This is a genomic window from Serratia sp. JSRIV002, assembly GCF_019968725.1.
Classification (GTDB): Bacteria; Pseudomonadota; Gammaproteobacteria; order Enterobacterales; family Enterobacteriaceae; genus Chania; species Chania fonticola_B.
This window is the reverse complement of sequence record NZ_CP074143.1, coordinates 1,590,353-1,611,492: the sequence shown is the minus strand read 5'-3', so window position 1 is coordinate 1,611,492 and position 21,140 is coordinate 1,590,353. Positions and strand designations below refer to the sequence as shown.

Genomic DNA, 21,140 nt, shown 5'->3' with positions numbered 1-21,140 from the left:
CATGTTAGAGAATTATTTTGGCTCTGGGATCGCTCCAACGGAAGAGCAAAAACGCAGATTACTGGCGGTGCAGGCAGCACTGGAACTGTTGAAGGCAACGCTGTCTGACACCAATGACGGCAACGGTGTCGAATACCAGCTGAAAACGGCAGAAAAGCACGTCAGCTCTCTGGCAGATGCCATCCAGGCAGCCGTAGAGAAGAAGTAACGTCCTTGCCTTGCCGAAACCCCTGCACAATCCACGTTGTGCGGGGGTTTTTATTGTCTGCTCCCCTCAAAAAACTGCTTACCTCCCCCCGATGTCTTTATCCGTAATATATATTTGTGCCAGCACTCACATATTTAACCAGGGAATTTTTGATTCCCATTCACAACCGTTCCCCTCTTCCTATAGTGTGAAAATCAATCACCAAGAGGGCGATAACTAAAAAATAAAATCTGGACTTTCTTATCAGCATTAAATCATGTGCGGCGTAGGTTGCTTATTGGTTCGCTATTATCTGTTTATTGTTAAATAAGTTAATTATCTCAAGCACAAATCGTTAGAGAGTTTAATGCATCCAGCTCAACTCATTATTTTTTAGTGAGTCGTTTTAGTTCGCCTCATCTTAATAAAAAAAAAGAAAAATGACTTACCTTACACAGGATCATAATAATGAAAACAATACCTCTGGCATTACTCCTTCCTGCCCTGCTAGCCACCAGCGCCGCCGAGGCAGTGACGGTCTATAACAGTAAAGGAACACAACTCGATATTTATGGCCGTATCGAGGCACAAACCGGCAATGAATGGACAGATGAACACACTAATGCCACCAACCTGACCGGCCGTCTTGGCTTTGAAGCCAAACAAAAGCTCGATGAGCAATTCGGCCTGTTTGGCAAGTTGGAATGGCAGGTTAACACTCAGAAGAACGATACCGAGGTCGCCGAAGATAACTGGGATATTCGTTATGGCTATATCGGGATTGACGGTAAGGATCTGGGGAAACTGATGGTTGGCCGTACGCGCAACCCGATGTACCAGTGGATGGGCATCACCGATCGTTACATGAACTACACGGCTAACGTTTACTCCAACTGGGTCGGCACGCGTATCGACTCCTCCTATCAATGGAACCGTCAGGACGGCACATTACAATATGAATATACCTATGCCGGGCTGGACGTTCGCACCGCCTACGTGATGGGTAACGGTGCAAGCGACAGCACCGTTGACGATGGTTATATGGCCAGCCTCGGCTACGCTTTTGAATTCCCGGTGATGGGTACGCCACTAAAAATCAAACCGGTGATTGCCTGGCAGAAAATGACCAAAGACCCCAAAAATACCAGCCTAAGCGGCAACTACACCGATTATACCCAAAAAGGGATTGGCATACGCCTCAGCTACGACAAGGCTTATCTTGGTATCAACGTTGGCCGACAAACCTACGAGCAAACCGGCAAGCCAGATAAAGATTATGATGCCTTCGACTCGCTGGCCGAATACTGGTTTACCAGCAAAGTCGCGCTACGTGGTGGTTACTCGCAGTTGATCGAGTCTGAAAATGATTACGCCCACCGCAAACAGTGGATCTCTGAACTGGAATATCGCCTGAAAAAAGATGTGCATCTTTCTGCCACCTACATTTATGACGATCGGCAAAGCTACGATTCGGCAGAAAACCTGTGGGTACTTGGGTTACGTTACGAATTTTAATCACTGCGCAAGGATGGAAAACATGAACAATTTTCTCAGTTTATTCGCCGTGTTAGCGTTGAGCGCCAGCGTCAGTCACGCAGCCGCGCTGCCAAAAGAGAGCGGTAGTTTCGATTTCACCGTGCCACAAACCGGCAAGAAGATGGAGGTCTTCAGCTACCAGCCTCCTGGTGCCAATGCCAACACCCCAGTAGTGTTTGTCCTGACCGGGCTGAACCGTAATGCCGATGAGTACCGCGACTCTTGGGTAGAAAATGCCAAGAAAAACAAACTTATCGTCATCGCCCCGCTGTTCTCCGAAGCCGATTATCCCGGTAACGACGGCTATAACCTGGGGAATATCGAGAATGCCAAAACCCACCAGGTCAACCCTAAAGGGGAATGGGCTTTCACGGTCATTGACGATCTGTTTGCCGATATGCAAAAGCAGGGGATCACCAAACAACAAGACTATTATTTATTTGGTAACAGCGCTGGCTGCCAGTTTGTTCACCGGATGCTGACCTTTGTCCCTGAGGCGAATGTCAAAGCCGCCATTTGTGCGGCAGCCGGATGGTGGACCATGCCAGATGTGGAAAACCCCTGGCCCTATGGCCTGGACAATGCGCCGGTGAAAGTGACGCAAAAACAGCTGGCCGACTACTTTGCCAAACCCGTGCTGATCACCGTCGGTGAAAAAGATAACGATCCGTATCACCCTTTGCTGCGCCGCTCTTATGAAGCCATGGCACAGGGGGATAGCCGGTTAACCCGTGCACAAAGCTATTTCCTGACGGCGCAGCAGAAAGCCAAACGCTATAAGGTCGACTTCAACTGGCGCTTTACGACCTTGCCCGACGTTGGGCATAGCGGCTCGAAGATGTCTGCCTATGGCGCAGAGCAATTTGCCTGGTTTGAACAGCATGGCGAGTTCAAGGTACAACCGTAACTTGAGGAGAACGCGCTACTGCCAAAGCAAGCGGTAGCGCGGGTCAGAAGGGAATGAGAGATGACACACACTTCTGACAAGGGAATTTTTGATTCCCCTTTTTTCTCCCTTGGGTTTTGTTATTAATGAAGGAAGAAATGGCGTAGAGGGGAAAACTGACATGAACAGAGCGGAATTCACTCAACGTATTGCCAGCATTGATAATCTGACCGAAACGGATCGGCGTATCATCGACTATTTTGACAAACACTTTGAGTCCATCCCCTACAGCAAAGTGATCGATGTTTGCCATGAGATCAACATCGCCAAGTCAACCTTGGGGCGATTTATGATGAAGCTCGGCTTCACCGGCTTTCGTGACTTCAAAGAGTCCACCATCGAGCCAGAGCAGCGCAGAAACATCTCCCCCATAGAACGCTTCGACAACAGCAAAAACAGAAAAAACGGCATCGAATTCATAGAAAAACACTGCGGCGAGATCACCGATAATATCAACAATACGTTGAAAAACATCAATCGCCAGCATTTGGAGAAAACCATCGCGCTGATTTGCGATCCGGAAAAAAGGCTGTATGTGATTGGCAGCGCAACGGCACATGCCTTGGCCGAGTATTTTTATCTGCTTGGCCGCTATATCAAAAAAGACATTGTGCTACTGGATGCCAATATTGCCAATTTACCGCATAAGCTAATCGACTCGAGAAAAGGCGATGTGCTACTGGCGATTTCTTATTATCGTTTTTCCAGCGTGACGACAAGGCTGATAAAATGGTTTTATCAACATCGTGGCGATACCATCGTTATCACCGATAATGCCGTCAATCCGTTCAGCCACTTCGCCACGGCGATGTTGCTGATGGAGAGCCAGCATAGCGGGCTGTTCAGCAGCCGCAGCGCGGGCTTCGTATTAATCGAGGCGCTGGTCAATTATATGGGCGAAGTGAAAAGCAACGAATTAAACGAGAACTTCAACGTCATGGAGTCGTTATTCGAGGCATTTAACGTTTTCAATAAATAACACCAACACCAGGCAGTATTAATATTCACCAACCATCTTTATAGCCCTGTTGCTTCAGGGCTAAGCATTGACTTACCAGAATGCCATGTAGCAATCCATCTCTGGCGTTTATTTAATGAAAAGAGGCTTTATCATGAGCAGTGAAAACAGCGCAATCCCTGTTTGCCCTGAGCAGCAAATTCTACGTACCTCACAGGGGAATTTATCTTTCCGCGCCTGCGGTGAGGGCGAAACCCTGATCTTTTTACACGGTATTCTGGGCAGCTCAAAAGCCTGGCCATTCCAGTATGCCGCCTTTTCTCCCCACTACCGCGTCATGGCTTGGGATGCACCGGGATATGCCGACTCCGCGCTGGTTCCGGCCGAGATCGACGCTTTTGTGCAGATGCTGCATGAGTGGGTGCAATACTGCGGGGCAGAGAAAGTCTCCCTCGTCGGGCATTCAATGGGCGGCACCGTTGCCAGCCGCTACGCCGCACGCTATCCAGAGCGGGTAAAAAACCTGGTGTTGTCCTGCACCCATCCCGGCTATGGCGCGCCAGAGTCGGCCCCAAGTTCGGAAAAGCTGGAAAAACGGCTGAAAGAGCTCGCCGAAATCGGCCGCGAAGCCTACGGCAGAAACCGCGCCCGAGATCTGCTTCCCTTCCCAGATGTGCCCACAGCGGTGCTGGACTATGCGGCAGACATTGCGGCAGGCACCAATCTGGAAGGCCTGAGGCGTGCCACTCGCATGTTGCAACTCGCCGACAACCGCCCGCTACTGCCCCAGCTCAAGATGCCAACGCTGATCCTCACCGGTGAAAAAGACGCCGTGGTGCAACCACAGCTCAAAGCCGATCTGCTGGCGCTGGTGCCTTATACCCAACATATCGAGATGCCCGGTATGGGCCATGCGCCTTATTTCCAGGCTCCGGATTATTACAACACGCTATTGCATGAGTTTTTTGCCAAACACTCATAAGGGGACATGATGACTGGATTTATCATCGGGATGATCGTTACCGTATTGGCGGCCTGGTTTATTATCAAAAACTACCAGCCGCAAACCGTGTTACTGCTGGCGGGGCTGAGCCTGCTGCTGATCACGGCGGTGTTCTTTCCCGAGCAATCGATATTGTACGGCAAGGCCAAATCCATCGGCTGGGTTGGCGGGGATATTTTCGCGTTCGTGAAAGAGTCTTTGACCACCCAGGTGGCGGGCATCGGTTTGATCATTATGGCGGCGGGCGGTTTTGCCGACTATATGGATCACATCAAAGCGTCGAACTCGATGGTAAATCTGTGCATCAAACCCTTGCAGATGATCAAGGCTCCTTACCTGATCCTGGCGATCGGCTACATCTTATCCCAGTTGCTGCACGTGGCGATTTCCAGCGCGGCCGGTCTGGCGATGCTGCTGTTGGTCACCTTCTTCCCGGTGTTGGTGCGGCTTGGTGTCAGTAAAGCCGCCGCCGCCTCGATGATCGGCATGTCGGCGTTTATGGATCTCGGCCCGGCGGTGGGCACCGCCAACCTGGCAGCCAAACATGCCGGTATGGAAACCGCAGTCTACTTTGCCCACTACCAACTGCCGGTCGCTACCGGCGTGATGCTGGCGGTAGCGGTACTGATCTTCTTCACCGCACGCTACTTTGACGCCAAAGACGGGCACATCGTCACCCAACAGCAGGTGGAACAGCCAACCAGCGAAGATACAGCCAAGGTACCGGCATTCTACGCTTTCCTGCCGGTGTTCCCGGTGATACTGGTGATCGTCTTCAGCCCGCTGGTGATCAGCAGCATCAAGATTGACGTGGTGACAGCGATGATTATCGGCACCCTGTTGGCATTTTTCTGCGAGTTGCTGGTACGGAGAGATTTCAAAACGGCCTGCAAAGGCATCCAGGTGTTCTTCAAAGGCATGGGCACCATGTTTACCAGCATCGTTTCCCTGCTGGTGTGTGCCGACGTTTTCGCCCAGGGCTTACAGATCATCGGAGCCGTTGACTTCATTATTCACACCGTTCAGGCCGCGGGCTTTGGCTTTGGCAATATGACGATCGTGATGGCCCTGCTGGTCTGCGTGACCGCGGCGCTGACCGGCTCCGGCGTGGCGGCGTTCTTCTCCTTCTCTGGGCTGGCTCCAGGCATTGCCGCCAAGTTTGGCGAAAGCGCCGTCAGCATGATCCTGCCAATGCAACTGATGGCCGGTATGGGAAGATCGATTTCCCCGGTGGCAGGGGTGATCATTGCCGTCAGCAAGGCCGGTGAATGCTCGCCGTTTATGATTGTCCGCCGTACGCTGATCCCCGCTGTAGGCGGGATGATCACCATGCTGGTGCTAAACGGCATCTTGAATTAACACCCTGTTAAAACTCGGGGCAGGGAACTCTCTGCCCTATCATCAAATCCTCGCCAACTGTCCATTTCCTGACCATAAACCTGGTCTTTTCTGAAATGTTTCACCGCCTCTATATCGCCTGGTTTTCCCTCTGTACACTGCCTGAAATTACCCCTCACCCCAACCCTCTCCCACAGGGAGAGGGAGCTGTCTGGAGTCTGCGGTTAGCCCGCGCAGCTTCGGAAAATTGGATGTAAGAACAAGAAAGGCAAGGTATTACGCAAGGCAATCAACGAACTCGATCGGTCCCCTCGCCCTTTGGGAGAGGAAGCTGTCTGGAGTCTGCGGTTAGCCCGCGCAGCTTCGGAAAATTGGGTGTAAGAACAAGAAAGGCAAGGTATTACGCAAGGCAATCAACGAACTCGATCGGTCCCCTCGCCCTTTGGGGGAGGGAGCTGTCTGGAGTCTGCGGTTAGCCCGCGCAGCTTCGGAAAGTTGGGTGTAAGAACAAGAAAGGCAAGGTATTACGTCAAGCAATCAACGAACTCGATCGGTCCCCTCGCCCTTTGGGAGAGGGTTAGGGTGAGGGGAACCAAAAACACCAAACCAAAACGTCGAATTTATTAACAAGGAGTGTTGATATCATGTTCTCAAAGATCATGTTTATTCTGTTTGCCGCCACCGTGGTATTGGTGCTGATTAACTGGGAACGCCTGTGGGACTATATCCGCCCAATGGTGTAATTCAACATAACCCTGCCCCTGCAAAAAAGGGGCAGGTAATTCACTGAGCGCTAACGATGGTACAGTCCCATTGCTGGTTTACCTCGCTCTGATTAGCGGGAACGCAGATCTAGCGCCACGTCGACGATCATATCTTCCTGGCCGCCCACCATGCGGCGTTTACCCAGCTCGACCAGAATATCCACCGTGTTGATACCGTATTTCACCGCGGCCACTTCACAGTGGCGCAGAAAACTGGAGTAAACTCCGGCGTAGCCCAGCGCCAACGTTTCACGATCGACACGAACGGGCCGATCCTGCAATGGGCGCACCAGATCGTCAGCCGCATCCATCAAGGCATACAGATCCGTGCCATGGTGCCAGCCAAGTTTATCCGCCGCCGCAATAAACACCTCAAGCGGCGCGTTACCGGCTCCTGCCCCCATCCCTGCCAAGCTGGCATCCACGCGATCGCACCCTTCTTCCACCGCCACCATCGAGTTGGCGACCCCAAGGCTGAGGTTATGGTGCGCATGGATACCGGTATGCGTTTCTGGTTGCAACACCGCTTTCAAGGCTCGGAAACGGGCACGGATATCGTTCATATTCATCGCGCCGCCAGAATCCACCACGTAGATGCAGGTTGCCCCGTAGCTTTCCATCAGCTTGGCCTGGCTGGCCAGATTTTCCGGCGTCGTCATATGGCTCATCATCAGGAAACCCACGGTATCCATGCCCAGCTCACGGGCATAGGCGATATGCTGTTTGGAGACATCGGCTTCGGTACAGTGAGTGGCGACACGCACTACCCGCGCCCCGGCGTTATAGGCATCCTTCAAATCGTGAATGGTGCCAATGCCCGGCAGCAGCAAGGTGGCGATTTTAGCGTGGGTGGTCACGTCCGCCGCCGCCGCAATCCATTCCAGATCGGTATGTGCGCCAAAGCCGTAGTTGAAGCTGGAGCCCTGCAGACCATCGCCATGCGCCACTTCAATCGAATCCACCTTCGCCGCATCCAGCGCCCTGGTAATGTCCTGCACATTTTGCAGCGTATATTGGTGACGGATCGCGTGCATCCCGTCGCGCAGGGTCACATCCGAGATAGTGATTTTTTTCTCGTTCATAGCCGTTCTCCAGCAACGTGTGCCATGGCCTGAGCCATTCGCTCGGCGGTCGCCAGCGCAGCGGAAGTCATGATATCAAGGTTGCCTGCATAGGCAGGTAAGTAGTGCGCCGCGCCTTCAACCTCCAGAAACACCGAGGTTTTCAGGCCAGAAAAACGGCCAATCCCCGGTAAGTTAAGCGGTGCATCGGCAGGGATGACATCAAACTGCACTTGCTGCTTCAGCCGATACCCCGGCACATAGGCCTGCACGGCCGCCGCCATTTCATTGATTGAAGCCTCAACCTTGTCTTGATCGACGGCTTCACTCAACACATAGACGGTATCACGCATCATTAAGGACGGTTCCGCCGGGTTCAACACGATAATCGCTTTGCCCCTCTCTGCCCCGCCAACTACCTCGATTGCCTTGCTGGTGGTTTCGGTAAACTCGTCGATATTGGCGCGGGTGCCCGGCCCGGCAGACTTACTGGCAATGGAGGCGATAATTTCGGCGTAATGAACTCTGGCCACCCTAGCTACCGCTGCCACCATCGGAATGGTCGCCTGCCCGCCGCAGGTCACCATATTGACGTTGACCTGGCTCAGATTTTCCTCCAGGTTCACTACCGGCACGCAATAAGGGCCAATCGCCGCAGGCGTCAGATCGATCAGCCGGATCCCCGGTTTGGCCGCCCGCAGGATGGCATCATTTTTAACATGAGCACTCGCGCTGGTGGCATCAAAGACAAAATCAATGTCGGCGAACTCAGGCATCAGGATCAGCCCGTTAACGCCGGTATGACAGGTTGCAACCCCCATCCGGCGAGCACGAGCCAGGCCGTCCGATTCAGGAGCGATCCCCACCATCGCCCCCATCTCCAGATGCTTGGCGTTACGCAGGATTTTAATCATCAAATCGGTACCGATATTACCGGAACCGATGATCGCCGCTTTTCTCTTGCTCATCATTGGCTGTCCTCATAGAAGTGGGCAGAAACCGTGCCGACGCCTTCAATTGTTGCCGTAAAACTGTCACCTGCTTGCACCGGCACCATCGGGCCCAGTGCTCCAGTCAGCACAACATCACCCGCTCGTAACGGCGTGCCGAGGCTGGCCATTTTGCGTGCCAACCAGACGGCAGCATTAATCGGATGCCCAAGACATTCACTTCCACGCCCGCTAGACACCACCTCGTGATTGCGCGTCATGCTCATGCCGCAATGTTGCAGATCCACCTCATCGATGCGACGCACCGGGCCACCCAGCACATACACGCCACAGGAAGCGTTATCCGCCACGGTATCGACAAACGCGATCGACCAGTCCTTGATGCGGCTGCCCACCACTTCCAGCGCTGGCAATACCCACTCCACTGCGCTACATAACTCATCGAACGTGGTATCGGCATGCGGTAAATCACGATCCAGCACCAACGCAATCTCCGCTTCGATACGGGGCTGCATCACCCGCGAAAATGGAATGTCCTGGTTGGTGCCGTAGCACATGTCGGCAAACAGGGTGCCGAAATCCGGCTGGTCAACTCCCAGCTGTTGCTGAACCTTGGGATGGGTGAGCCCTACTTTGCGCCCCACCACTCGGCGGCCAGCAGCCTGCCAATGCTGTACGTTCAACTGCTGGATGGCATAGGCCGCCTCGCCGTTGTCGAGGCCTAGGCGATCGCGCAAGGGCTCAATCACCTTGCCGCTGAACTCGGACTGCCGTAGCGCCGCAGCCAATTGCTCCAAATTGTCATCACTCATCATTCGCTCCCTGATTAATGCTTGAGAAAATCCACGACCATGCGGTTAAAGCTGTCGGCATGTTCCCATTGCGCCCAATGCCCACAGTTGCTGAACACATGCAGTTGTGACCCGGCAATGCCTGCCAGCAGGCGCAGCCCGGTATCCATCGGCACAAAACGATCGTTACGCCCCCAGACGATCAGCGTCTGGGCTTTGATTTCACCCAGGCGCGGGCTAAAATCCGGGAACTGCTTCGGATTGACCGACAGGCTCTTGACGAAGTTCTCCAGGTGGTCACGGTGCGCCAGAATATTGTCGAGGCGGGTTTTGAACAGCGCTTCAGTCAGATCGCTGGGATCGTAAACAAAAATGTTCATCATTTTGCGCAGGTTCTCGATGTTTGGCTCACGGTAGAGCCCCTGCAGCAGCTTGATCCCTTCCGTTGGCATCGGCACAAACGGGCTAGCACCACCGGTACCGCCCCCCATCAACACCAGTTTGCCAACGCGCTCAGGCCAGGTCAGGGTAAACGCCACGGCGCTGTGGCCGCCCATCGAGTTCCCCAGCAGATGTACCTGCTCCAGATCCAGCGCGTCCACCAGCCCTTTCAAAATGCGGGCATTGAGGTCCGAACGGGAACCGGTACTGACGATCGAATCGCTCTTGCTCCAGCCAGGGAAATCCAGCAGGATCACGCGATAACCCGCCGTTACCAGCGGTTGAATATTACGGCTGAAGTTCGCCCAGCCGCTGGCTCCGGGGCCGGAACCGTGCAGCATGACCACGGTTTGTGCACCGCTGCCACAGTCGTTGTAATGGATACGCAGGCTGGCTTCACCCTCTTGGATTTGCACGAAGCGGCTGGTATTTTCTTCAGTAAGGTCAAAAGATTGCGATGTCATGATGGTGCTCCTTTATCGTTATTATTTCCGCGGTGCGGCGCTGATTGAGCCGAACCCGGCGATCCACTCGGGAAGCTCGCGGTAATAGCGCCCCTCGGTCTGATAAGGACCAAATGCCGATAGTGCAGCAAAGGCGGCCATCCAGGCTTTAACCTCATGGGTTGAGCGGCCAGCGATCGCCGACAGTTCGTCATTGCCCAGCCCATCCAGTTCCGCCAACTGTCCGCCGGAAAGAATGTCCATAAACTGGTTGTCCCAGACCGGGTTGAGAGGATGTAAGGTGCTCTGATCCTGCACAAAAGCACGGGCAGCAGAGATAACGCGGTGCTGGCGTAATTGGCGCTCGTCTGCCGGTAATTGGCGGCCACTGCCCAACAGGCGGTCACGCATATGAGCGTCAGCCTCGGCCAACTGAGGTACCGGCGGCTGGTGCGAAAGCCCACCAGAGCCCAGGATCAATACTCGTTTATCCAGGCCACGGGCAAAACGCCCGATAGCTTCACCCAGCAGGCGCGTTCGCTTGAAGCCAGGCAAGGGTGGCGCAACCCCATTGATAAATACCGGCAGCACCGGGCAGTTCGCCAGGCCACCGAGCAAATACTCCAGCGGCTGGGCAAAACCATGATCCACCTGCATGCAGTAGGAAACCGCAACGTCGACCCCCGCATCCAACACCGATTGAGCGCAGGCCTCGGCCAGCTTCGCAGGCACCGGCAGCTCGCCAGCGGCACTGCTGAAGTCACCTATCGCCGTAGCGGCCATACCAATGCAGAACGGCGGCATGATGTCGTAGAAAAAGCCGTTGTAATGATCTGGCGCGAACAGGATCACCAGTTCAGGATCAAATGCCTGGATCCGCTGCCGTGCGTCGGCAATAGTTTTTTCCACTTCGGCCAGCACCACTGGGGCCGGATCAACGTAGCCCACTAACGGGGAATGAGAGAGACAATGAAGATAAGCGTTCATATCAAGCCACCTTGTTTTTAATCATTAGCGTGTTTAGCGCGGAACGGCTATTCCAGACGGTCCAGGTTCCGGGCGTGAAAGCCCCCCCTCACCTGCTCGCGACACCAGATCAACTCCCTCTCCTGCGTAAGAGAGTGGGGTGAGGAGGGGAAACCGGTTAGCCATGACAGGGCTAAATCAAGCTCTTTAGTGCAACCTGTGGATCAACCAATAGCCTTTCATCTATCTGGCTACCTTGCTGGATCAGCCTGCGAAGATGGCGCATTTCCCGCCCCTGGTTCAGCGTGATGGCCCCCACCAGCCGACCCTCTTGCAACCCAAACCAGATGGCGCTGTGCGCCTCAACGCTGCCGCGCACCAACCAATATTCGCTCTGCATGGCCCCGATAAACTGAATATTGCTGTCGAACTGATCGGTCCAGAACCACACCGGCACCGTGGGCGGTAACGGCTGATCCAACATGGCACAGGCCGCCACCAGTGCCTGCTGGTTGGCGTTATCCCAGGTCTCCAGGCGGACAAGTTGCTCACCCTGACGGCGTAAAGTGACATCTCCAGCCGCATAAATATTGGCAACCGAAGTACGGCAATGGTCGTCGACAATGATGCCGTTGGCAGTCGCTAACCCTGCCTGGATAGCCAGACGATCGTTGGCTTCAATGCCGATGCCATAAATCACCGCGTCCCCCATCAGCCGTTCACCGTCCTGCAACGTCAGCACTACGTTTCCCTGTTCCAGAGCGACGTGCTCAATCTGGGCATTAAGGCAAAGACGCACCTGATGCTGTTGATGCAGGCCCATCAGATAATCGCGCACCGGCGGTGGAGCATTGCGCCCCATCACCATCGCCGCCTGTTCAATCACCGTCACCTCACAGCCACTCTGCTTCGCACTGGCTGCCAACTCGAGGCCAATGGTGCCGGCACCGACAATCAGGATCCGTTGGTTGGCAGTCAGTGCTTCACGTAACCGCCTGGCATCTGCCGCTGTGCGCAAGGTATGCGATTTATCACCCAACGCATCCAGCGATGTGAGCCGTCGAGCCTTGGCCCCAGTCGCCAACAGCAACCGGTCCCACTCCAGTTCTTCACCATCAGCCAGTAGCACCGTGTGCTGTAAGGTATCGATCGCGACAACCTGCGTATTGCGGCGCAGGACAATGGCATTCTCCTCATAGAAGGAAGCAGGCAGAATGTCTTGCAACTGCGGGGTGGGCGACAGCAACATGGCTTTCGACAAAGGGGGGCGTTCGTACGGAATTTCCGCTTCTTCGCCGATCAGGGTGATGCCACCGGTAAACCGTTGTGCGCGTAGGGCTGCGGCCGCCATAGCTCCGGCCTGACCACCGCCGATAATCACTATCTGTTTCATGTTGGCTCCTATAGCTGCAATCCACCCGCCACGTGGCGAATACCCCGAATGGCAAGGCCCGCATCGGCATTGATCATCACGCCGCTCAACGTCCGGTTGTTACGGCGCGAGGCCAGCATCAGGTAAGGGCCGGTAAAATCTTCCGGCGCAGGGGAAAATTGCAACGGCAAAATGGCGGCAATCTTTTCCGGCGTCAGCGATTGCATAATCGAGGTGTCGTGCTGCCCAAGCGCCTGTGGACCACGCAAGTCACTGGCCATGCCACAAGGCCCAACGCCATTGACCCGAACCTTGGGGGCCAGTTCATAAGCCAACTGACGGATCAGCCCTACGTCAGCATGCTTGCTGGCGGTATACAGCGGGCCGCCGCCGCCGGGATACCAGGCCGCATTGGAAAGCGTGAAGATCATACTGCCGCAGGAGTGGATCAATGCCGGAGCACTGGCTTTGGCGCCCAACAGATAGCCTTTGACGTTAACGGCAAACAGCTCGTTAAAGCCGGACTCCAACTGCTCCGCCGGTGTCGCCAGCAACGAGGCATTATGATCCCAGATACCGGCATTGCCGATAAAACAGTCCAGACGCCCAAAGCGGGACAGCGCCATCTCCACCGCACGCTGATTATCGGCAAAGGAAGTCACGTCACCCTGTACAGCCACAACCTGCTCGCCAAACTGCTGCTGTAACCGGCTGACCTTTTCCGCTGAACGCTCCAGGGTCGCCACCCTGGCACCCTCCTCGATAAATCGCGCCACCAGAGCCAACCCCAAGCCTGAGCCGCCACCGGTTATCAGCACTACGTCATCTTTAAGATCGGACATCAGACGCCCTCCGGTAAATCGATAAACACGGCCCCCTCTAACACGGTGACCTGATAGGTTTGCAGCGGTTCGGTGGCGGGCATGCATAACGCTTTACCGGTCTTCAGGCAAAAGCTGGCCGAGTGCAGTGGGCATTCCACGGTCGCGTCATCCTCGATATAGCCCTCAGACATCGACGCATTGCCGTGGCTGCAACGATCGTTGATCGCGTAATATTCACCGCCCACGTGAAACAACGCGATCGTCGGCTCAGTATCGAGCCGGAGAGCTTCCCCCTCCGGCAACGCCCCAACAGCACAAGCATGGATTCGTTTCATCAGAACAGGATGCTCATGTTGTGGGAGGTGATAACCGCCTGGTCGAGAATGATTTCACGCCTACACAGCCCCCAGCCCTCCTCGGTTGAACGGCGGCGCAGCAGATCGGTACGGGTGCCAACGTAGATGGTTTCATCACGCTCTTTTTGCGACCGGTAAAGCAGGTAGTTCACTCGCACGGAGAACACATCGGCCTGTGCCGTTTCGCTGATAATGCAGTTGTTGACCATATGCCGAGTGCGGGACGGCGGCTCTTCAGCCCAGGCCATCCCGGTTTCCAGGCGGGCGATCCGGCGTTCAAGCTGTGATTTGGTGTCGTTGAAAATCCAGGTGGTCGGTGGTTGAACGCCTTTGCGCCGATCGCGAGTCTGGGCATTAACCCTAGTGCGCATGGTGTAGCTCAAATCATCGTCAAGCAGTTCTAGCCAGGCACGGAACGCCCAATCATCTAACAGGGCGGCTTCGCGGTAGAGAAACTGGGTAATCTGATGCTGGAGTTCCATAGAGATCGGATGGCTCATTTCATCACCTCCTGCTGGTAGGCTGCGGTTTTCTCTTGGACTTCCTGCCAGGTATCGCTGCTCAGCAAATCCGCCCAACGTTGGTACATGCCGCGCGCGGCGGTTTCAGAAAAGATGTAGTTGGTAATACCGGGGATACCGTCTTCACGGCGTTTTTCCTGATTCAGCCCCATCTCCAGGCATAATGGATTGTGACGGGCCTGGTGGCCTTTGAGCAGTTTCTGGATCTCAGCCCAGTTTTCCGAATCATCCTGCTCAAGGAAACCGGCAGGGCCAAAGGCTCGAGTGGCGCTATTTTCAAACGCCGCTTTGGTTTCCGGCGAGGCGGCCTTGTCGGCAATGCAGAACGCCCAAACCTCAACCTGATCTGGCCCACGGGGATGCCAGACACGCATAGTGGCGGTGCCATTGAGCCAGGAAAGCGTAGGGAAAATATTGTTATGCCCGGCCAGGCGCAAAGCACGGATCTTGCCCAGACGCTGCTCGGCTTCGGGGTAGCTTTCCCGGTAGTAGCGCGAGACTTCACCATCAACCCACACGTTGGCGTCCGGCTTTTCGGTAAAGAAGAAGCCGCAGCCGTGGCCATCCTGACCGAATTGCACCGCGTCTTTGGCGGTTTCCCACACCGGGCGTGCGGTCTGGTCATTACCCAGTTTTTTATCGCTGCCATCCTGCATGCCGCCCAGTACCTGTACCGCCGAGACATGGCTGAACAGGGCATGATACTGATCGCTGGCGAACTGCTCGGCCGGGAACTTCCAGTTGCAGTTAATTACCCACTTCTGCACGCCACCGACAATTTCGGTGCCGCCTTCCCGCCGATCCAGCAAACCATCCAGATACCAGGCCATATCACCCAGATACTCTTTGAGTGGCGGAGCACTGGTATCCCAGTTGCCAAATATCAGGCCTTTATAGCTTTCGACACCAGGCACTTCCTTCAGCCCCCAATGCGATTTGCACAAGCCTTGTGGATAGGCGCGCGGCTCCAATGGCACCTCAGTCAATTCGCCATCGATGCCATAAGACCAGCCGTGGTAAGGGCAGGTAAAAGCGCGGGTATTGCCGCTATCTGCGTAGCTGACACGCATCGCACGGTGGCGGCACTGGTTGAGAAACGCCTTGATGGAGCCATCTTTCTGACGGATGACGACTACCGCGTCTTCACCCATGTAGGTGTTAAAGAAATCGCCGGGTTTGGGGATCTGACTTTCATGGGCCAGAAACAGCCAGCAGCGGCCAAATATACGCTCAAGCTCTAATTGATAAATGTCCGGATCGGTGTAGATCCGTGGCAGAACTTGTCCATTCCGGGTGTCGATCAGGCTATAAACATCTAATTTTGCGTTGGTGGTCATATTATTTGATCCTCATCCAAGAGATGTATTGACCTTCGTAGGGGTTACGCAAAGGATGTTGCTTTCCAGTTACTATTTTGTGAAATAGTAAAAAACGACCGTACCAGACATTTTTTCTATGATGGGAGAAAAAGGCATGGAGCTAAGACACTTACGTTATTTTGTCGCGGTAGCCGAAGAACTCAATTTCACCCGGGCCGCCGAGAGGCTACATACGTCGCAGCCCTCATTGAGCAGCCAGATAAAAGATCTTGAGGGTTGTGTCGGCGCGCCATTATTAATAAGAAATAATCGTCAGGTTTCGCTAACCCGCGCCGGAGAGGTGTTTTTACATCAGGCGATCAATATTCTTGAATTGTCAGAGCAGGCAAAACAGCTGGCGCGTAAGGCCATGGAGCAACAGGTTCGGCTGATCATTGGCTTTGTACCCTGTGCGGAAGTGAATATCCTGCCCGACGTTCTGCCCCAGTTACGCCTGAGGCTACCGGCGTCCAGTATCGAACTGGTGAGTATCATTACCACTCAGCAAGAAGATAAGTTATTGAAAGGAGAAATTGACGTTGGTTTTATGCGCCGCCCGATTATCAGTAATCAGCTGAACTACCGGGTGGTTTATCGTGAGCCCTTGGTGGTGGTGATGCCCATCGATCACCCACTGAGTAAAGAATCGCAGCTAGAACCGCATCATCTTGATGGCGAAAATTTTATCAGCACCGATCCGGCCCACTCCGGCGCGTTGTACCAGATGGTGACAGCCTATCTCGCCGAGGCCCGGTGCAAGCCCAAGATCGTGCAGGCAGCGACCAATATTCTGGTCACCATGAATCTGGTGGGAATGGGGCTAGGCTTGTCCATTGTGCCGCGCTATGTCAGCCATTTTCAGTCATCGAACGTGGTCTTCCGCCCGCTACCGGCCAGTGCACCGCAGATCGAATTATTGATGGCGTGGCACAGAGAGAACAGCAGCGCGGCGCTGGCACAAATGATTGATCTGGTGGAAGAGCAACCTGAGGTTTAGCCGCATCCAGTCCTTTTTTGCACTCTCAGAACCCACTACTTGGGCGGGTCTTTGAGAGATTGCTAGGCGACAGCTTCGCGCTTTTCCTTACGCACCACGTTGACCCGCCAGATGCCAAAGCACACCAGCACCAGCGCCACGGCATAACGCCATTCCATGATGCTTTCCTGTAAGAAAATGGCCGACAGCACCGCGCCGGAAACCGGGATCAGGAAGTTGAACGGCGCAATCATGCCCACGCGGTTATATTTCAGCAGCAGGCTCCAGAGCGCGAAAGCGACCGAGGACAGCAGCGCAAGGTAGCTCAGGATCGCCACCGATGCCCAACCGTGGAACTCTAATCGTCCCCCCGCCAGATATCCCCCTACCGTCAGCATCACGCCGCCGATGGCCAGTTGCCAACCGGTCATGATGGTCGGATCGACGGTCTGCGAAATGCGTTTGCCATACAGCGTAGCGGCCGAAAGGATAAACGCAGCGATCACCACAAAACCGTCCCCCAGCCAGCTAAAGCTGAAGTCCATCAGTTGACTGTTGAAGTTCACCACCATCACCCCGGCAAAGCCCACCACGCAGCCGACGATTTTATTCATGCTAAGACGATCGTTTTTATAAATGAAATGCGCCAGCAACACGCTAAAGAAGGTGCCGGTCGCATTCATGATCGATCCTTTTACCCCAGTGGTGTAGGCCAGACCGATATAGAAGAAAACGTATTGCAGCGCCGTTTGCGTGCTCCCTAACACCACCAACTGTGAATACTGGTGCCGTGACAAACGGCCGATGGGTTTACCCTGCAAGATGGCAAACAGCAGCAGCAAGGCCCCGGCAATCACAAAGCGGTAACCGGCAAAAACGATCTTGCCGGGGAGATCGTCCGTGGCAATCTGGAAAATGTCATAACCGTTTTTAATCGCCGGGTAGGCACTGCCCCACAGCAAACAGCAGAAAGCCGCACACAGCCAGACGAACTTCGGCTGGGTAAACAACGACAGGTTAGTCTTCACGCCCCTTTCCTTTCAAAAAATTAAAATCCCGTTTCATAATTGCGTATTATCCGTCAAAACAAAAAAATAGCCCGCTGTTTAATCAATAATTTGGCTGATCTCTTCGCCGTCACAACGCGTTATGATAGGGCAGGATAATCAACACTCAGGAGAACATGGCGTGTCTACCGCAACCTTTAGCCGTTTAACTTCCCTTCTTGACCAACACCAAGCCCGCTATCGCGTGGTTGAGCATCCTAAGGCAGGCAAATCCGAAGAAGTCGCCAAGATACGCGGCACCCAGTTGGGGCAAGGGGCGAAAGCGTTGGTGTGCCACGTCAAGGGCAACGGCATCAAGCAGCACGTGCTGGCCATCATGCCCGCCGACCAACAGGCCGATCTCGGCGCGTTGGCACAGGGTGTTGGCGGGACTCGCGCCTCTCTGGCCAGCCCGGTGGAAGTCGACCAACTGACCGACTGCGTCTTTGGCGCGATCCCGCCGTTCAGCTTCCACCCGGATTTGCTGCTGGTGGCCGATCCGCTGCTGTTTGAGCGCTTTGACGAGTTGGCCTTTAATGCTGGCACGCTGGAGCGTTCGCTGATCCTCAACACTGGGGATTATCAGCGCATTGCTGAGCCTAGACTGGTGAATTTCGTCCGCATGGCGTGATTTATTGTTGGCGCAGTAGCAGCTTGGCCATATTGATGGCCTCAATCAGCTGTGGCCGATTAACCCGTGGTGATTGGCTGTCCAACAGGCGTTGCCACAAGTTTATCGCCTTGGCATATTCCGTATGCAAAAAGGCATCGGCAGCCAGCAGCATCAGCGCCGAGACCTCATCCTTATCCAGTGCCAAGGCCTTTGCTATATTGCTCTCCACCTGCGGGGTAATCCGCTGCCCTGCCTGGTAATAAAGCACCGTTGCCAACGCCGAGTACAGTTCGGCATTCGCCCCCCGCAGTGCCAATGCCCGCTGATAGGCCGCCTGCGCATCGGCAAAATTATCGTTAAACAGATAATATTCTGCCAGCTGCGCCCACAACACGCTGTCTTGCGGTGACTGCTCGATCTGTTGCTGTAACTGCTTTAACTCGCTTTCGGCCTGCTGCTGAGGCGTGAGCGGCTGGACAGGCAAGCTGCGCTTATGCTGTTCGGCCAACACGGTGGCCGGGCGGCCGCTGGCCACATACCAACCCGCGGTAAGGCCAAGCACCAGCACGATAAACAGCAGAGGGTAAGAGCGCGATTTCATTCCGCTTTCCTCCGCCGCCATAACACCAACCCGATCGCCCCCAACATCAGCGGTGGCAGCCCCCAAAGTAACAACGTAGAGGACTCAAAAGCCGGTTGATAGCGGACAAAGTTGCCGTAGCGTGCCGTCATAAAACTCATGATTTCCGCCTGCGTTTTGCCTTGTTCGGTCATGGCGAACACCTCATGGCGCATGGCGACCGCCGCAGGGGCATTGGACTCCAGCAGGCTCTGATTCTGGCATTGCGGGCAACGGATCTGGCCCGCTACTGCCAACGCTCTCTCCTGCATTTCCGGCGAGGTAAATGCCCAGGTATCGACGATCTGGGCCGCCAGCGGCAACGTGATGCTCCCCCACAACAGCAGAGCGGTTAACCAGCGCATGCTTGCCTCCTTTGGCAACCGGTAGCCAACACGCCAATCATCATCAGCGCCCCTCCCCACCAGATCCAACGGATGCCGGTCTGTACATAAAAACGCATGGCGTAACGCTGCTCGCCGCTTTTTTCGCCCATCACCACGTACCAGTCATGGAAAGCGTTCCAGTCGATGCCGGGCTCAAACATCTGTTGGCGGCGGGCGGTATAAAACCGCCTTTCAGGCGTCAACTGGGCCACGGGCTTGCCATACCGGGTAACCTCAATCACCGCCTGTTCACTGGTGAAATTAGCCTGAGCCTGCAGATCTACCGAGCGCAGCGTAAATTGGTATCCCGCCAGGCTGACCGTCTCGCCCACGGTGACGTTCAGGCTGATTTCATGGCGTTGCAGCGCCGAACTGGCGATGCCTAATGCCGTCAGCAGCACTCCGGCGTGAGCGATCCACTGGCCATAGCGCCGCCGCCTAAACCCGCCGTAGCACATCAATACCAATCCCAGCAGCCCAAACGGCAGCAGCACCAGATTGAAATAAGGCGCGCCAACCGAGATCTGCCCCCATCCCATCATCCGATAGAGCATCGGGTACAAAGTGCCCACCAGCACGATCAGGGCGGCGGAGCTGAGAAGCAACAACGCGCCGAGCAACGCAGGTTTCACCGGGGACGTAACGGCTTTCCCCCGGTTGGCGCGTAAGGCATAGATTAAAAATGACGACCCGCTAAGAAAGGCAAACAGGATAAACAGCGGCAAGGCGCGCTGCTCATCCAGCGCAAAGGCATGCACTGAAACCAGGATGCCAGAACGCACAATCAGGGTGCCCAACAGGCTGAGAACAAAGGTGCCCAGCGTCAGCAATAGCGACCAATGCCGCAATCCTCCGGTACGCTGGCCGACCGCCAAACTGTGTAACAAAGCGGTCGCGGTCAGCCAAGGGAGCAGTGAAGCATTCTCCACCGGATCCCAGAACCACCAGCCGCCCCAGCCCAGTTCGCTGTAAGCCCACCAGGACCCCAAAATGATCCCGGCAGTGAGGAAACACCAGGCCGGTTTGGCCCATCGCAGGCACTGCCCGGCAATCTCGGCGCTAAACTCCCCTTGCAGCAAAGCAGCCAGCATCAGAGCACTACAGGTGGCAAACCCGGCATAGCCCAAATAGAGCAGCGGAGGGTGCAGGATCAGGCCGATATGTTGCAGCATCGGGTTCAGATCGCGCCCTTGAAGCGCGGCGGGAAAGAGCCGAACGAAAGGATCGGAAAAGAACAGGATGAAAAGCAGAAAACAGCCGACGATCAGCGCCAGAATGGCCAGCGTGAGCGGCTGTAGTGAGCGTACCGATTTGGGGCTGAATAAGGCAAAGCAGGCAGACCAACCGGCCAGGCACAGCAACCAGAGCAGCAGCGAACCTTCGTGCCCACCCCACAGCGCCCCGGCCTTCATCAACGGTGGCAACTGGCTGTGACCATGTTGGGCTACGTACATGACCGAGAAGTCATTACTCAAAAACAGCTGTAGCAGAATGGCGAAAGACAGTGCGATTAACACAAAAATGCTCAGGCTCCAGCCACGCGCTGGCAACAGCCCACCCCAACGGCGATCCATCAACGTCAACAGCGTGATGCCAGCCAGCAGCAGCGACGCCGTGCAGGCCAGCAATAACGCAATAAATCCCAGCTCGGGTAACCACAACACATCTACCGCCTTATTCTGCTA

The 21,140-nt window shown here is 55.0% G+C and carries 22 protein-coding genes; 8 read left to right on the top strand and 14 right to left on the bottom strand.

Features of this window, described 5'->3' with window-relative positions:
• Nucleotide 1 precedes the first annotated feature (1 nt).
• The 6 genes from KGP26_RS07350 to dcuC all read left to right on the top strand — a co-directional run bounded on the left by KGP26_RS07350 (nt 2) and on the right by dcuC (nt 5,989).
• Nucleotides 2-208 carry a hypothetical protein gene (locus tag KGP26_RS07350; protein WP_021180021.1) on the top strand — a complete coding sequence of 69 codons (207 nt, stop codon included), beginning with the start codon at nt 2-4 and terminating at the stop codon, nt 206-208.
• Between the two features lie 447 nt (nt 209-655).
• Nucleotides 656-1,702: a porin gene (locus KGP26_RS07345; RefSeq protein ID WP_179252154.1), complete on the top strand. Its 1,047-nt coding sequence runs from the start codon at nt 656-658 to the stop codon at nt 1,700-1,702.
• Between the two features lie 22 nt (nt 1,703-1,724).
• Nucleotides 1,725-2,630 carry a hypothetical protein gene (locus KGP26_RS07340; RefSeq protein WP_094983101.1) on the top strand — a complete coding sequence of 302 codons (906 nt, stop codon included), beginning with the start codon at nt 1,725-1,727 and terminating at the stop codon, nt 2,628-2,630.
• Between the two features lie 160 nt (nt 2,631-2,790).
• Nucleotides 2,791-3,648 (top strand): MurR/RpiR family transcriptional regulator, encoded by an 858-nt coding sequence (locus KGP26_RS07335; RefSeq protein ID WP_021805347.1) that lies wholly within the window; start codon nt 2,791-2,793, stop codon nt 3,646-3,648.
• Nucleotides 3,649-3,781: 133 nt separating this feature from the next.
• Nucleotides 3,782-4,609: an alpha/beta fold hydrolase gene (locus KGP26_RS07330; protein ID WP_037375148.1), complete on the top strand. Its 828-nt coding sequence runs from the start codon at nt 3,782-3,784 to the stop codon at nt 4,607-4,609.
• Between the two features lie 9 nt (nt 4,610-4,618).
• Complete coding sequence (gene dcuC / locus KGP26_RS07325) at nt 4,619-5,989, top strand: C4-dicarboxylate transporter DcuC (RefSeq protein ID WP_021805349.1); 1,371 nt, start codon at nt 4,619-4,621, stop codon at nt 5,987-5,989.
• Between the two features lie 814 nt (nt 5,990-6,803).
• Here dcuC and mhpE read toward each other — a convergent pair.
• The 10 genes from mhpE to hcaE form a co-directional block, all read right to left on the bottom strand.
• The gene (mhpE, locus tag KGP26_RS07320; protein ID WP_223499091.1) at nt 6,804-7,814 is read right to left on the bottom strand and encodes a 4-hydroxy-2-oxovalerate aldolase; all 1,011 of its coding nucleotides are present in this window, start codon (nt 7,812-7,814) and stop codon (nt 6,804-6,806) included.
• Entirely contained in the window at nt 7,811-8,761 is a 951-nt protein-coding gene (locus tag KGP26_RS07315) for an acetaldehyde dehydrogenase (acetylating) (RefSeq protein WP_223665629.1), read from the bottom strand. Before KGP26_RS07315 ends, mhpE begins: the two co-directional genes overlap by 4 nt.
• Entirely contained in the window at nt 8,761-9,555 is a 795-nt protein-coding gene (gene mhpD, locus KGP26_RS07310) for a 2-keto-4-pentenoate hydratase (RefSeq protein ID WP_021805352.1), read from the bottom strand. Before mhpD ends, KGP26_RS07315 begins: the two co-directional genes overlap by 1 nt.
• 14 nt (nt 9,556-9,569) lie before the next feature.
• Nucleotides 9,570-10,439: an alpha/beta fold hydrolase gene (locus KGP26_RS07305; RefSeq protein WP_094981128.1), complete on the bottom strand. Its 870-nt coding sequence runs from the start codon at nt 10,437-10,439 to the stop codon at nt 9,570-9,572.
• Nucleotides 10,440-10,460: 21 nt separating this feature from the next.
• Nucleotides 10,461-11,405: a 3-carboxyethylcatechol 2,3-dioxygenase gene (gene mhpB / locus KGP26_RS07300; protein WP_223665221.1), complete on the bottom strand. Its 945-nt coding sequence runs from the start codon at nt 11,403-11,405 to the stop codon at nt 10,461-10,463.
• Nucleotides 11,406-11,577: 172 nt separating this feature from the next.
• Nucleotides 11,578-12,777: a 3-phenylpropionate/cinnamic acid dioxygenase ferredoxin--NAD(+) reductase subunit gene (hcaD, locus tag KGP26_RS07295; RefSeq protein WP_223665220.1), complete on the bottom strand. Its 1,200-nt coding sequence runs from the start codon at nt 12,775-12,777 to the stop codon at nt 11,578-11,580.
• An 8-nt stretch (nt 12,778-12,785) separates the two neighbouring features.
• Nucleotides 12,786-13,598, bottom strand: coding sequence for a 3-phenylpropionate-dihydrodiol/cinnamic acid-dihydrodiol dehydrogenase (gene hcaB / locus KGP26_RS07290; RefSeq protein WP_209528583.1), 813 nt, complete (start codon nt 13,596-13,598; stop codon nt 12,786-12,788).
• Nucleotides 13,598-13,915 carry a 3-phenylpropionate/cinnamic acid dioxygenase ferredoxin subunit gene (gene hcaC, locus KGP26_RS07285; RefSeq protein WP_209528581.1) on the bottom strand — a complete coding sequence of 106 codons (318 nt, stop codon included), beginning with the start codon at nt 13,913-13,915 and terminating at the stop codon, nt 13,598-13,600. The genes hcaB and hcaC overlap by 1 nt, the downstream gene beginning before the upstream one ends.
• Nucleotides 13,915-14,436, bottom strand: coding sequence for a 3-phenylpropionate/cinnamic acid dioxygenase subunit beta (gene hcaF / locus KGP26_RS07280; protein WP_223665219.1), 522 nt, complete (start codon nt 14,434-14,436; stop codon nt 13,915-13,917). The genes hcaC and hcaF overlap by 1 nt, the downstream gene beginning before the upstream one ends.
• Entirely contained in the window at nt 14,433-15,794 is a 1,362-nt protein-coding gene (hcaE, locus tag KGP26_RS07275) for a 3-phenylpropionate/cinnamic acid dioxygenase subunit alpha (RefSeq protein WP_121606159.1), read from the bottom strand. The genes hcaF and hcaE overlap by 4 nt, the downstream gene beginning before the upstream one ends.
• Nucleotides 15,795-15,930: 136 nt before the next feature.
• Between hcaE and hcaR the strand changes: the two genes are divergently transcribed.
• The gene (gene hcaR / locus KGP26_RS07270; RefSeq protein ID WP_223537945.1) at nt 15,931-16,812 is read left to right on the top strand and encodes a DNA-binding transcriptional regulator HcaR; all 882 of its coding nucleotides are present in this window, start codon (nt 15,931-15,933) and stop codon (nt 16,810-16,812) included.
• A 62-nt stretch (nt 16,813-16,874) separates the two neighbouring features.
• Here hcaR and KGP26_RS07265 read toward each other — a convergent pair whose 3' ends face one another.
• Nucleotides 16,875-17,819: a DMT family transporter gene (locus tag KGP26_RS07265; protein WP_021805361.1), complete on the bottom strand. Its 945-nt coding sequence runs from the start codon at nt 17,817-17,819 to the stop codon at nt 16,875-16,877.
• Nucleotides 17,820-17,979: 160 nt separating this feature from the next.
• Here KGP26_RS07265 and KGP26_RS07260 point away from each other — a divergent pair, with 160 nt between their 5' ends.
• The gene (locus KGP26_RS07260) at nt 17,980-18,468 is read left to right on the top strand and encodes a YbaK/prolyl-tRNA synthetase associated domain-containing protein (protein ID WP_223665218.1); all 489 of its coding nucleotides are present in this window, start codon (nt 17,980-17,982) and stop codon (nt 18,466-18,468) included.
• Between the two features lies 1 nt (nt 18,469).
• On the opposite strand, the gene KGP26_RS07255 is transcribed toward KGP26_RS07260, so the two are convergent.
• From KGP26_RS07255 to nrfE, 3 genes are read right to left on the bottom strand one after another with little or no spacing between them, the layout of a single operon-like run.
• Nucleotides 18,470-19,051 (bottom strand): heme lyase NrfEFG subunit NrfG, encoded by a 582-nt coding sequence (locus tag KGP26_RS07255; protein WP_094981136.1) that lies wholly within the window; start codon nt 19,049-19,051, stop codon nt 18,470-18,472.
• Entirely contained in the window at nt 19,048-19,434 is a 387-nt protein-coding gene (locus tag KGP26_RS07250) for a cytochrome c-type biogenesis protein CcmH (RefSeq protein WP_021805364.1), read from the bottom strand. Before KGP26_RS07250 ends, KGP26_RS07255 begins: the two co-directional genes overlap by 4 nt.
• The gene (nrfE, locus tag KGP26_RS07245) at nt 19,422-21,119 is read right to left on the bottom strand and encodes a heme lyase NrfEFG subunit NrfE (protein ID WP_223665217.1); all 1,698 of its coding nucleotides are present in this window, start codon (nt 21,117-21,119) and stop codon (nt 19,422-19,424) included. The genes KGP26_RS07250 and nrfE overlap by 13 nt, the downstream gene beginning before the upstream one ends.
• Nucleotides 21,120-21,140: the final 21 nt, after the last annotated feature.